Origin of the sequence: Porticoccus hydrocarbonoclasticus MCTG13d, from assembly GCF_000744735.1 — a bacterium.
GTDB classification, from domain to species: domain Bacteria; phylum Pseudomonadota; class Gammaproteobacteria; order Pseudomonadales; family Porticoccaceae; genus Porticoccus; species Porticoccus hydrocarbonoclasticus.
Genome location: NZ_JQMM01000001.1, coordinates 1,359,657 through 1,372,729, shown reverse-complemented (window position 1 = coordinate 1,372,729; position 13,073 = coordinate 1,359,657). Strand labels below are relative to the sequence as shown.

The window sequence follows — 13,073 nt, the reverse complement described above, 5'->3', positions numbered from 1 at the left end:
TCCGGTTCAATACCCCTGCCATTGAAGGCTACGGGCCAGCAAGTGCGACAATTTGTCACATCCCCAAAGGGTTGCTTCCACAGTAAGATGCTGGCCACTCGATATAACCTAGGAGAACGGCCCCGTGAAGCGCGACATTTCCGTTGTAGCCACGCTATTGCTGAGCACCCTAACCGCCCCGACGCTGGCGGATCACGCCACCCCCGAAGAAATCGAAGTGACCGGTATACAGCCCACGACCCGGCTGACACTGGACACCGAACCCGGAGAGCTGCCGCTGGTGGACACCTCGGCATTGCTGAAACGGCTCCCCGGGGCCAACGTCAACAGTAACGGCCCGGTGACGGGAATTGCTCAATACCGGGGCCTCTTCGGTGACCGGGTTAGTATCCACATCGACCATGCCCCAGCCCTCACTGGCGGCCCCAACGCCATGGACGCGCCGCTCACCTACACGCCGCCACTGCTGTTGAAGTCCCTTGTGGTGATTCGCGGCATCGCGCCGGTCAGCGCCGCCCAGGAAAGTCTGGGTGGACACATGACCGCCAGCCTCGACCGGGGTGAGTTCGGCGATGATGAGGACTTCGATGTATCCGGCTCCCTCTCCAGCCGTTTCAACGGTGTCAGCGACGGCTCCAGTAGTGCCCTGAAGTCCACACTGGCCAACAACCAGCACAAACTGTCGGCACTGTTCAGCCATGACGAAGGCGATGATACCCGCGTCGGCGACGATGACGAGATCGGCGGCAGTCAATACCGCCGCGGTCGTTACGACCTCAGCTACGGCTGGCGCAACGACAACAGCAGCATCGAAATCTATACCGGAGAACTCGACACCCGGGACACGGGCACCCCCGCGTTGCCCATGGACATCAACTACATCGACGGCGATACCGTGGGCACCAATGTCAGCACCACCCTCGGGGAGGTTATCCTCAGCGGACATCTCTCCTACAACCACGTCGATCACAAAATGGACAATTATTCTCAGCGAACCGCCCCCGACTCGCTGGCCAGGTACCGTATCAACAACGCCACGGCCCACAACACCGCCTGGTCCCTGCAGGCACGCTGGCCGGTGGCGAGTGGCTACCTGAGTGTCGGTACTGACGGCAATGAGACGGTCCACACCGCCACCATCACTAACCCCAACAGTGCCCTGTTCGAGGTGGCCAATTTTAACGATGCGGAACGGGACACCTACGGTGTTTTCACCGAGTGGGAGGGCGAGATCGGCGAATGGCATGTACAGACCGGGGCGCGGGTCAACCGCGTAAAAATGGACAGTGAGTCCGTCGGCGCCAGCGGTATGATGGGCATGATGGCCATGAACGCCGATATGCTGGCGAGCGCCTTCAACAACGGTGATCGCGACGAGGACTTCACCTACCTGGACCTGGCCCTGAACCTGAGTCGCCCGCTCACCGACAGTACCACCCTGAACCTGGGATTGGGGCGTAAAAACCGCGCGCCCTCTTATCAGGAACGCTACCTCTGGTTGCCCCTGGCGGCTACCGGCGGCCTGGCGGATGGTCGCAACTATATTGGCAATCTGGACTTGGACGAGGAAACCGCCCACGAGGTCACCGTCGGTATCGACTGGCAAACCGGCAAAGCCTGGGCAACACCACAACTGTTCTACCGCCGCATTGATGACTATATCCAGGGCGTGCCGTCCGACAATGCCACCGCCAATATGCTCAGTACCATGATGAGCGGTGACACGGCACTGATGTTCGACAATGTGGACGCCAAAATGTACGGCGCTGATATGGGCTACGGCTATATGATCTCCGCCACCCTGCGCCTGGAGGGCAACCTCAGCTACGTCCGCGGCAAACGCCGGGATGAGGACGACAACCTCTACCGGGTGGCCCCTCTCAACAACCGCCTGTCTCTGATTTACGAACAGCGCGCCCTCATGCTGGCTCTGGAATCGGTCCTCTACGCCAGCCAGAACAAGGTATCCGACTTTAATCAGGAGGAAAAAACCGCCGGCTACGGGATCCTCAATCTGTCCGGCAGCTACCGGCTGACACCGCAACTGACTCTGTCCGGCGGCGTGGAAAACCTGTTCGACAATCGCTACGAGGATCACCTCGCCGGCTACAACCGCAATGGCGACAGCGATATAGCTTTGGGAGAGCGGTTACCGGGGGCAGGCCGGAATATTTATCTGGCAGCAACTCTGCACTGGTAACCTGACCATTCTGGTAATATCCGGTAATGGCTCCCACCCTTGATTCATTCATAAACTCGGCAGCGCGGCAAAACCTGCGCCAGCTGAGCGTCATCCGCAACATCGCTCTTGGGGGCCAGATTCTGGCCCTCCTTTTTTTCAGCCAGATACGGGATATCGGTTTACCTATACTGGTGCTGGGAGCCATTCTCGCCCTCTACGCCATTGTCATTACCACTACCTGGTGGCGCACCTTCCGTTACCCGGTCATTACCGAACTGGAATTTTTCTGCCATCTGCTGGTGGATATCCTGTTTTTTACTGCTCTGCTGTTTTTCAGCGGCGGCGCATCAAACCCGTTTATTTCCTACTATCTGGTGCCCATCAGCATTGCGGCAACCACATTGCCACTGCGCTATACTTGGGCCATCACGATACTTTCACTGGCGGCCTACAGCTGGCTGCTGAACTTTTACCTACCCATTCCTGCCCTGGCACCGGGCCATCATCACGACGGCGTCAGCAATCTGCATATTCTTGGCATGTGGCTTAACTTCGCAGTCAGTGCGGGGCTGATTACCTATTTTGTGACCCGTATGGCCCGCACCCTGAAACAGCAGGAGGAACAGCTGACCATACAACGGGAAAATCAGCTGCGGGATGAACAGCTGCTGGCCATCGGTTCACTGGCTGCGGGTACTGCCCATGAACTGGGGACCCCACTCAACACCATGAAAATTCTGGTGGACGAAATGGTGGCAGACCAGTCCGGTTCAAACGACGATCTGAATATCTTGCAGCAACAGATTGAACAATGTCGGCTTACCCTGAAACAGCTGGTGGCCACTGCGGAAGGCAGTGCCGACGGCGGCGAAGACATTGCCCTGCGCCATTACTTTGACAGGTTATTCGAACGCTGGCAGCTGATGCGTCCCGGCGTACAGGCCAGCATCCGTTATCCGGATAACCTGCCGGATATTCACACTCGCCTGCACCCGACCATCGCCCAGTCACTGACCAGCCTGCTCAATAATGCGGCCGATGCCAGCCCGAATCGGGTTGATATACAGGTACGCTGGGATCGGCAACACATTGAACTCTGTATCAAGGATTATGGTGACGGTGTTGTGCCACAATTGCGGGGCAGACTCGGTACCGCCTTTACCTCCAGCAAACCGGAGGGAATGGGGCTTGGGCTGTTTCTGACCCAGGCCACACTGCAACGCTACGGCGGCACCGTCGACATCAAACCCGGCCGGGAATCCGGCAGTGAAGCCAAAGTGATTCTGCCAATACAGGATGTCCATGCCTGATAACCACTATCTGCTTATTGTGGATGATGATGCCACGTTCACCCGCATTCTCGGGCGTGCCATGACCCGCCGCGGCTATCAGGTACTCACCGCAGGCAATGCCTCCGAGGCCTTGGACTTGTGCCGGCAACATAATCCCCGCCGGGCTGTGGTGGACCTTAAACTGGAATCCGAGTCAGGACTTCATCTGCTACCACAGCTGATCCGGATCAACCCCAAACTCGAGGTGCTGATCCTCACCGGCTATTCCAGTATCTCCACGGCGGTGGAGGCCATCAAACTGGGAGCCCTGAACTATCTTTGCAAACCCGCCTCCGTGGAGGATATCCTCGCGACGTTCGATACCGATGCCACCCCCGAGACAACCGGGATCAGCGAAGGTCCGCCCTCGGTGGAGCGTCTTGAGTGGGAACATATCCAGCGGGTTCTGGCAGAAAATGACGGCAATATTTCCGCCACTGCTCGCCGTCTGGGCATGCACCGTCGAACCCTGCAGCGCAAACTGCAAAAACGGCCTGTAAAACAATAGCCACTCTCTATCGTCTGCCTTTGACTATCTGGGCACAATCCATAATCCTGAACCAATATAGCCCGTAAAAGCTGTTTTCACTGCCGAGGCCTCCGCAATATGGTCAACTGTCTATTCGGACACTAAACTGATAATAAAACCGGCTCGTCCAGGGTGAAGCCACCTTTTTTCACATTTGATTTGACGCAACAGAGAGTAATCAGTGAATAACAAACAGCCTCTGCCTTTACCCGCCGATAGTCTCTATCGGCATTGTGATCCAGCCACCCTGCCCTTCGGTGATACGACTGAACTCGAGCACCTCGACAATTACTATGGACAGGATCGCGCCCTTGACGCCCTGCGCTTCGGGCTGGGAATCCGCCACGAAGGTTACAACATCTACGTGCTGGGCTCTTCCGGCATGGGTAAACACGAGATGTTGCAGGATTTTCTGCACCAACAGACATTTGACCGGCCGAAGCCGAGCGACTGGTGCTACGTCAATAACTTTAGTGCACCCCATCAACCAAAAGTGTTAAGGCTGCCCTGTGGCCTGGCACGACAGTTACGCAAGGATATGGAGCAATGCATTGAAGATTTGCTGGTCACCATACCCGGCGTATTTCAAAGTGCGGAATACAAAGCAAGGCTTAACGACATTAGCGATGCCTTCAACGATCAGGAACGACAGGCATTTTCAGAGTTAAAAGAAAAAGCGAAAGCAAGAAATATCTCAATGCTCGAAACACCTTCTGGCTACACACTCGCACCGCTGGTCAATGACAAAATCATTACCTCGGAAGAATTTGAAGCCCTGAGCGACGATGAAAAAACTGCCATCGAGCAGAAAATTAACGAGCTTAAGGAAGAACTGAAAGGGCTTGTGCAAAAAATGCCTATGTGGGTGAAGGCAAGCCGGGAGCAATTCAAAAAACTGAATCAGTCCATCGTCCAGAATGCGGTGGGACAGATATTCAGAGAACTGCAAAACCGCTACGCCGATTACCCCGATGTGGTCGAGTTCCTCGCTCTGGTGAAACAGGATGTGATTGAAAATGTGGATGCATTCCGTGAAGAGGAAGAACGGTCCAGCGTCCCCGAAAACCTGAAAAACCGGATACACGAATTCCCGATGTACAGAGTCAATGTATTGGTGGATAACGGTGGGGCCTGCACGGCGCCCATCGTCTATGAAAACAACCCGTCCCTGAGCAACCTGCTGGGCCGGGTCGAACACGAAGCGCAATACGGCACTCTGACCACCGACTTCACCCTGATAAAAGGCGGTGCACTACACCGCGCCAACGGGGGCTATCTACTACTGGATGCCGTTAAGGTCCTCACCAACCCCTTTGCCTGGGATGCGCTCAAACGCGCACTACAGTCCCGGGAAGCGCGGATCGAGTCGATTGACCAGTTGCTCAGCCTGGTGAGCACCAAATCACTCGAGCCGGAACCGGTACCGCTGGACATCAAGGTTATCCTGCTGGGTGACAGAACCGTGTACTACCTGCTGCAGGCCTACGATCCGGATTTCAACCTGCTCTTTAAAGTTCCAGCCGACCTGTCCGAGGAGTTACCCCGCACCGATACCAATACGCTGGGTTACGCCCGATTGATCGCCTCACTGCAACATCGCAAGGGAATTCGGCCACTCGATCAGAGTGCCGTGGCGCGGGTAATTGAGCAGGGCTCCCGTCTGCTTGAAGACGCCCAGAAACTACCCCTGCATCTCAACCTCCTCACGGACCTGCTCTGTGAAAGTGACTATTTTGCCGGTCAGTCGAATGCAGAAAAGATTGGCATCGTGCACGTTCAGGCTGCCATAGAGGCAGCCTCCAGACGGATGGACCAATTCAGAGAGCGGGTCCACGAGAGCATCCTCAGGGAAATACAGTTAGTGGACACCCGCGGCGAGCACGTGGCCCAGATCAACGGGCTCTCTGTCTACCAGCTCGGTGAGTACGCATTTGGCCGTCCCACCCGCATTACTGCCCAGGCGCGGCTCGGACACGGCAAAGTACTGGATATCGAGCGCGAGGTAAAACTGGGCGGCAATATTCACTCGAAAGCCGTGTTAATTCTCTCTGCCTTTATCGCCAATCGCTATGCCAGAGACCGACCGCTACCGGTCTCCGCCAGTCTGGTCTTTGAACAATCCTATGGCGGGATTGAAGGCGACAGCGCCTCTGTGGCGGAAATCACTGTATTGCTCTCGGCAATAGCCGACATCCCGATCAAACAATCCCTCGCGGTGACCGGGTCGATTAACCAACATGGACAGGTTCAGGCAATTGGCGGTATCAACCAGAAAATCGAGGGCTTTTACGATATTTGCAATGCCCGCGGGCTGACCGGTGACCAGGGGGTGGTGATGCCCGCCGCCAATACCCAGCACCTGATGCTGGAAGAGCGCGTGATCGATGCCGTCAAACGGGGCGCGTTTCAGATCTATGCCATTTCCACGATTGATGAGGCCCTCACGCTACTCATGGGACTGCCTGCGGGTGAACTCGATGATAAGGATGAGTACCCGACTGACTCCGTAAACGGCAAGGTGATGGCAAAGATTGAAGCTTGGATACAAGTCGCCCGAAAATTTTCGGTCGATCATACGCAAGGGGATGACAGTGCAAGCTGAGCGCAGAATTTTAATCGCGCTGGATGCGCTGAGCATCACCGAGGCCAGCCTGTTGTCACTGGTGACCATGGCGAGATGGCTAAACGCATCACTTGCCGGCCTGTATATAGAGGACAGTCGATTGCTGGCCGTGGCGGGGTTGCCCTTTGCCCGAGAAATTTCCAGCCTTTCGGGCGAAGAGCGGCTGTTGGGGCGAGAGGCCATGATCAGATCCAGCCGAATGGCGTCATCCAGAGCACAGCAGCTACTGGAGCAGTTGTCTTCACAGCAGAAAGTGGCCTGCACCTTCCATATTGAGAGCGGGATGCTGGCGCCGTGTGCATTATCCCACGAGGGGTACGATATTTATTTTCCGGGACGAATCCGCACTTCGACCAGACATCACCCACCAGGGCTATCCTCGCGACCCAGCCAACCACTGGTACTGGTTTACGACGCGTCCCCACAGTTTCATCGGGCGTTGGAGGTGGTGAGACGGTTAGCAGTCAACGGAATGGTATCGGATGTCACCCTGTTGAGCGAAACAGCACTGCCACCTGAGATTGCTGACCAGCTGCCGGTTGATGGCGTTAGAGTGCACTTTCAACGGGTCGAATCCATTCATCCTGGAGATTTACCGTGCCTGCGGCTACCGGCAGGATCACTGATCATGATGTCAAAAATGAACTTCGAACAGCTGTCGGCCACGGAGTTGGCCGACCTACCCGATTTACTGCCTTACCCCTTGATGCTGATTGCCTGATGGATTCGCCACATCAATAATTCCTGGCAGCTAATTCAGTACCCGGTAACCACGGCCCCGCAGACAGTTCTTGACCACGCGTTTGCGTTCAGCGCTACCGGATGACACACCCTTGATAGCACCGGTGACAGCCCCGACACCGGCCCCTTTCTTGGCTGTGCCGGAATCACCAACGATGGCCCCGACAACACCGCCAACCACCGCGCCACCTGCTGCGGAGGTTGCCGTTCGCTCCGCCACAGGCACCTCGGCAGCATAGCGCTGGCAATCGGCAAGGTCCGCGTGGTAATAGGACATGTCTACGCCCTGAGTATCGATAATAATACCGTCCGTTGCACCGTAACCGGATTGGCGCTGACTGCTACAACCCGCTGCCATGATGGACAACAGTAAAATGAGTGGTAGTCGCAACATCAATGTCCTGTTATCCAAAGTCATTTCTCCCGTCAGCGCCTATGGCAGAGGTTTGAACCTTACCCGTACAAAACGTTTTTGCGCCGAATCGGTTGACAGAAACCCGTTTCCCATTAACTCAACGGGACTATTTCGTCGTACTCATCAGTCCTCTGACCGCAGCGGGAATATCACCCGGCAACAATACCAGCTTGGCATTCTCTGAGACGGCCAGCTCACGCATCGCCTCAACGTATTTTTCGCCCAGCAAATAAACCGCTGGTAGCTCCTTGTCCTGAATACCTGCGGTCACTTTCTCGATCGCTTCCTGTGTGGCTGTTGCCAGTACGACCTTGGCCTCGGCATCCCGTCGAGACGCCTCCAGCCGGCCCTCGGCTTCGAGAATGGCCGCGGTTTTCTCGCCGTCGGCGCGGGTCACTGTGGCACGGCGCTGGCGCTCGGCGGCTGCCTGCTCTTCCATGGCCTGCTGCATGGTTCCGGAGGGATTGATATCCTGAATTTCCACCGTTTTCATTACAATACCCCAGTCGGAAATATCGTCGGATATGGAGGTTTTCAACTTGGCCTTGATCTGGTCTCTGGAGGAGAGAGCATCATCCAGATCCATCTCGCCGACAATGGAACGCAGTGATGTCTGAACCAGGTTGCGAATCGCCAGTTCATAGTCCTCGACCCCGTAGACGGCCTTTTCCGGTGCCACGATATTGATATAGGCCACGGCATTGGCAACGATAACCACATTATCCTTGGTGATAACCTCCTGCGAGGGAATATCCAGTACGATATCTTTGGTGGAAACCCGGTGGGCCACGGTATCGATATAGGGAATAATGATATTCAGCCCCGGCGGCAGTATTTTGTGAAACTTGCCCAGCCGTTGAACCACATGTTTGCTCCCCTGGGGCACAATCCGGACACCCAGTCCAACGGTAATAACCAGCAGTACCAAAACTGCCAAAACAACAACTGTGCCGCCCATGCCACTCACTCCAAAAAAAGTTAACATTCCAAAAACCGGTCGATTCCGGTCAGTTACTCAATCGAGTTTCACCACCACCAGGGTATTACCGGAAAACTCCTTGACGAACACCCGGTCACCCAGTGATAACGTCTGGTCGCAGATGAACTCCCATTCATCGGCACCGAGCAGCGGCGTGGTAAAACGCACCACCCCGCGGCCGTCTTCAACCGGCAGTTTTATGACACGGCCCGACTCACCAATGGCAGCCTCTCTGGAGAGTCCGGCCAGGGTTTTATCCACCATTCGCGGTTTCAGGTATTTAAACCAGAACAGCGCGAAACCGCCGGAAGCGAGAATCCAGACCAATAGCTGGCCAACGATCGGCAATTGCGGCACCAGCCACAACAGCACACCCACCACAACCGCGCCGAGACCAAACCAGAGGATAGTGAAACTGGGTACTACGATCTCCAGTATCACCAGCAGAATACCCAACACCAGCCAGTGCCAGTAGACAACTTCCATTAACGATCTCCTCGATGGTCATTCTGTTTGGACCCCGGGGATGCCAGTAAACGAAAAATCGCCAGTACCAGAGGCATCATCAACAAAAAACCCACAACTGTCATGACCCAGGCAGCAACACCGCCACCGCCAATCAGCTGCAGGATACCTATTGCCGCCAGCACGGCACCCACCAGATCCAGCAGGATCAGGCGATAGGGAATTTTCAATGGTTTACTGTTGCTCATGATCATACTTCCCGATTTTATAGCAGATTCATCAAGCGCAATTCTGCCGGGTAGGGGTTCAGGTACCAGGACCGATTGATATACTCGTCCGGAGCTTTTCGAAAGTGGTGTTGCAGGAGTGTGACAGGCACGATCAATGGCAACTCACCTTGTTCGAAGCGTTCGAATATTTCAATCAGTTCCTGTTTGTCTGCGGTATCGAGCTGCTTTTTCAGATATCCCTGAATATGCTGCAGGACATTCAAATGATTTTTACGCGTGGCGATTTTTTTCAGATTGTCCATGGCCAGTGACAGGTAATCCGCAGCAACTGCGTTCAGGGTATCAGGGCGGGCAAGCGCCGCGAGACGGCCCAGTTCCCGACACTGATTCTGGTCGTGACTCATGAATATCAGCTTGTGTCGGGCATGAAAATCTGTGAGTTTCTGTACACTGGGCACCGGGTAGTAGTCAGATCGCCAGCGATGATAAATAAACACCCGCTGAATAAAGTTCTCCCGCAACCTCGGGTCCCCCAGCCGGCCTTCTTCCTCAACCGGCAGACAGGGAAACTTATCCATCACCGTGCGGGCAAATACTCCGCGACCTTCTGGCCTGGCCCCGTTTGCGCCATACACCTTGACTCTCGCCATGCCACAACTGGGTGAATCCCGCTTTAGGATGAGCCCGGATAACTGACTGATCTCGGCAAACTGTTCCCGACTGTAGCCCACCAGCTGCTCGGTGACATCAAACGCCTGGTCCTCTGTGCGCACAGCCCTGGCATCATCATCTGTGGCAATCAGCCTGAGTGTGGGCCTGGGTACTCCAAGACCAATACCGACTTCCGGACAGAATCGATGAAAACTGAAGTGGCCCGCCAGAGTCCCATTGATATAGGCATCCCGTTTGTGACCACCGTTATAGCGCACCTCATCACCCATCAGGCAGGCACTGATCCCCACCGGAATTTTGTCCACAGTTCACCTCGTAAAAAATGCTCCATGACTATACCGGTTCCCGGTCATTCAGTGCACGCTTTACCGCTACAGTTGATGCGCCAGTCAATCTAGTTAACCAGACGCAACAGGGCATCCTCAGATGCAGACCGGACCAACGACCTGAATTGCCCGGAATCAACAGGTTTGCTGAAATAGTAACCTTGGAAGTACTCACAGCCCAGATCGGCGAGAATACGGTATTGCTCTTCTGTCTCAACCCCTTCGGCGATCACATCGAGGGACATGATCTGACAGAGTTTGATAACCGCTTTAACAATGGAATAGGTGTTCTCCGAGGAAGCCAGATCGTTAATAAAGCTCCGGTCCAGTTTGACAAAGTGCACTGGCAACTTCTGTAACATCGCCAGCGAGGAATAGCCGGTGCCAAAATCATCCAGTGCAATCCGCAGACCAAGGTCCAGTAAATCCTGGAGCTGGCCCTCGACCTCATCAAGATTATGAATCAGGCTTTCCTCGGTAATCTCCAGCACCAGTTGATGGGGGTCAATGGCATATCGACTGATCAGCTTCCGTATATCGGCTGCGAAATGCTCATTTTCCAACTGCTTCGGACTGATGTTCACGAATAGTACCCCGTCTTTTGACCAAAGCTCTTCATCAATCCATTGGCGAAGATTGGCGCATGCACTTTCGAAAATCCACAGGCCTACTTCGTTCATCATCGGCAACGTTGCCATGAACTCGATAAATTCGCTGGCTGCCACAATACGCTCTGAGGGGCGGTTCCAGCGAAGCAGTGATTCAGCACATACAATATCGCCACCGGTGTTGACGATAGGCTGAAAGTGCAAATCAAATTCCTTGTTTTCGACACCCTGACGCAGCTCGCGAATCAGGCTAACCCGGTATTCCGCCTCGACCGCGAGAGATTCATCATAGAAACTGAACCCTTTTCGCCCAAAGTTTTTCACCCGATACATTGCCAGATCGGCCTGCTTTAAAAGGTCATTTGGTGAATAGCGATCACCCTGAAACAGCACGATACCGCCACTGACGTCAATCTCGTATTCCAGCCCCCGCTGCTTGCAGACTGTTTTACCCAGCTCCATGATTTTATCTGCAATAGAAAGCACTCTGGCCCGTGCTTTGGTCGCCTTTGTGCCAAGATCCTGTATCAGCACTACAAACTCATCACCACCAAAGCGGGCGACCACGTCTTCCTTACGAACGGCCTGCCGCAATAACTCGGCAAAAAACTGCAACACCATGTCACCCACATGATGCCCCTGGGTGTCATTGATATCTTTAAAATTATCGAGATCGAGGAAAATAACAGCGCCGAATTGATTGTTTCGCTTAGACCGTGAGATTGCAGCATCCAGTTCACTCATCATGCAGCTGCGGTTCGGCAGCGCGGTCAGGTTATCGTAGTTCGCCTGCCGTTTGATGGTCTCCCGGTCCTCAATCTGGGAGGTCACGTCCTTGATGAAGGAGGCAACACCGATAAGCTTGCCGTCTTTTGTCAGCGGCGTGTTATGCCACTCGCATATTTTTATCTGTCCGTTCCTGTCGACAACTTCCCGCACAGCGTAATAACCCTGCTCTTCCTTTTGTATCAGGGCCTGCCACATATCGCGAAACGATTCCCGCGATCCCGGTGGTACCAGAAAATCTCCCTGACGACCCGACACCTCTGCTACAGGATAACCGAACAGCTCTTCAGCACTGATATTCCAGCCAGTTATCCGCTGCTGACGATCCCACTGAATGGCCGGTAGCGGGGCATTTTGCCAGTGCTGCTCAAGCAGGTAGCTGGTCGCTTCCTGCTGTTTAAGCAGCGCCTCAGCCTCGCTTCGAAGCGCGATGTTTTTTTCCAGGGTCCGCTGTTGTTGGCGCAAACCGAAGTACAATACGGCAACGGTACCTGCTACAAAACACATAAAGTACAGATTGGCCCCACTGCCCGCGATTGAGACCTCGATCAGCAAGGGCAGCAATATAACCACCGCCCCGAGCAGGGCAGCTTTGAGGTTATAGCTGAGCAGTCCTGCGCTGATCACGGCAATAGCCGCTAACGCGGACACATAAAGCCATTGATTTGGTTCCCTGAGATAAAACTGAACAAAACTGTCGAAGGCCCATATCAGTCCCGTCATGAAAGCCAGGACAATAGCCAGATTATTAATGTCTTCAACCAGTTTCTGGTTAATCCCAACTACCGCATACGTCACAGACAATCTTCGGATGAGCAGCCAACCGGGCACAATGACTCCCAGACTGTAAAGGATCCACAATCCGGCCGGCCAATAGGTTGAAATCCCGCCCCAGGTAAAAATCTGTATCAGACAAAATCCAGAGGTGACTACCAGAAAGAATGGGAGTCTTTCCAACAGCAGCTTTGCCACTTCAAATTTGGCAGCTTGTACCGCCTCATCTGGCATCGTTTCCATAACAGGCTACTTCCTTATCAATCGACATGATTATTTTATGGAGTCTGCAGCTGAGAGAGGGTCGCAAGTATGAAAATTGGCGACGAACGGGCATAAAACGGCACTGATAATACCGATTATGTGAACCAGTTCACATTTTTAAAGGGAACCAAGTAACAGATTAGACATT

The 13,073-nt window shown here is 54.4% G+C and carries 11 protein-coding genes; 5 read left to right on the top strand and 6 right to left on the bottom strand.

The window, feature by feature from the left end:
• The first annotated feature begins 124 nt into the window (after positions 1-124).
• From U740_RS06530 to U740_RS06510, 5 genes are all read left to right on the top strand, one after another.
• Complete coding sequence (locus U740_RS06530; protein ID WP_051921259.1) at positions 125-2,200, top strand: TonB-dependent receptor plug domain-containing protein; 2,076 nt, start codon at positions 125-127, stop codon at positions 2,198-2,200.
• Positions 2,201-2,226: 26 nt separating this feature from the next.
• Entirely contained in the window at positions 2,227-3,492 is a 1,266-nt protein-coding gene (locus U740_RS06525; protein ID WP_051921258.1) for an ATP-binding protein, read from the top strand.
• A complete protein-coding gene (locus U740_RS06520) occupies positions 3,485-4,021 on the top strand; it encodes a response regulator transcription factor (RefSeq protein ID WP_200877058.1) in 537 nt (178 codons plus the stop codon). The genes U740_RS06525 and U740_RS06520 overlap by 8 nt, the downstream gene beginning before the upstream one ends.
• Positions 4,022-4,223: 202 nt before the next feature.
• Entirely contained in the window at positions 4,224-6,644 is a 2,421-nt protein-coding gene (locus U740_RS06515; protein ID WP_081890865.1) for a Lon protease family protein, read from the top strand.
• Positions 6,634-7,386, top strand: a complete 753-nt coding sequence (locus U740_RS06510; RefSeq protein WP_036859834.1) for a hypothetical protein — start codon at positions 6,634-6,636, stop codon at positions 7,384-7,386. The genes U740_RS06515 and U740_RS06510 overlap by 11 nt, the downstream gene beginning before the upstream one ends.
• A gap of 30 nt (positions 7,387-7,416) precedes the next feature.
• Here the strand turns inward: U740_RS06510 and U740_RS06505 are convergent, their stop codons facing one another.
• The 6 genes from U740_RS06505 to U740_RS06480 all read right to left on the bottom strand — a co-directional run bounded on the left by U740_RS06505 (position 7,417) and on the right by U740_RS06480 (position 12,904).
• Entirely contained in the window at positions 7,417-7,818 is a 402-nt protein-coding gene (locus tag U740_RS06505) for a YMGG-like glycine zipper-containing protein (RefSeq protein WP_272980860.1), read from the bottom strand.
• A gap of 109 nt (positions 7,819-7,927) precedes the next feature.
• Positions 7,928-8,806 carry an SPFH domain-containing protein gene (locus tag U740_RS06500; RefSeq protein ID WP_235189825.1) on the bottom strand — a complete coding sequence of 293 codons (879 nt, stop codon included), beginning with the start codon at positions 8,804-8,806 and terminating at the stop codon, positions 7,928-7,930.
• A gap of 30 nt (positions 8,807-8,836) precedes the next feature.
• The gene (locus U740_RS06495; RefSeq protein ID WP_036859829.1) at positions 8,837-9,286 is read right to left on the bottom strand and encodes an NfeD family protein; all 450 of its coding nucleotides are present in this window, start codon (positions 9,284-9,286) and stop codon (positions 8,837-8,839) included.
• Positions 9,286-9,513: a hypothetical protein gene (locus U740_RS06490; protein ID WP_152556798.1), complete on the bottom strand. Its 228-nt coding sequence runs from the start codon at positions 9,511-9,513 to the stop codon at positions 9,286-9,288. Before U740_RS06490 ends, U740_RS06495 begins: the two co-directional genes overlap by 1 nt.
• Before the next feature lie 17 nt (positions 9,514-9,530).
• On the bottom strand, positions 9,531-10,472 hold the full coding sequence (locus U740_RS06485) for a YbgA family protein (protein WP_036859826.1): 942 nt from the start codon (positions 10,470-10,472) through the stop codon (positions 9,531-9,533).
• Positions 10,473-10,561: 89 nt separating this feature from the next.
• A complete protein-coding gene (locus U740_RS06480) occupies positions 10,562-12,904 on the bottom strand; it encodes a putative bifunctional diguanylate cyclase/phosphodiesterase (protein ID WP_036859823.1) in 2,343 nt (780 codons plus the stop codon).
• Between the last annotated feature and the right edge of the window lie 169 nt (positions 12,905-13,073).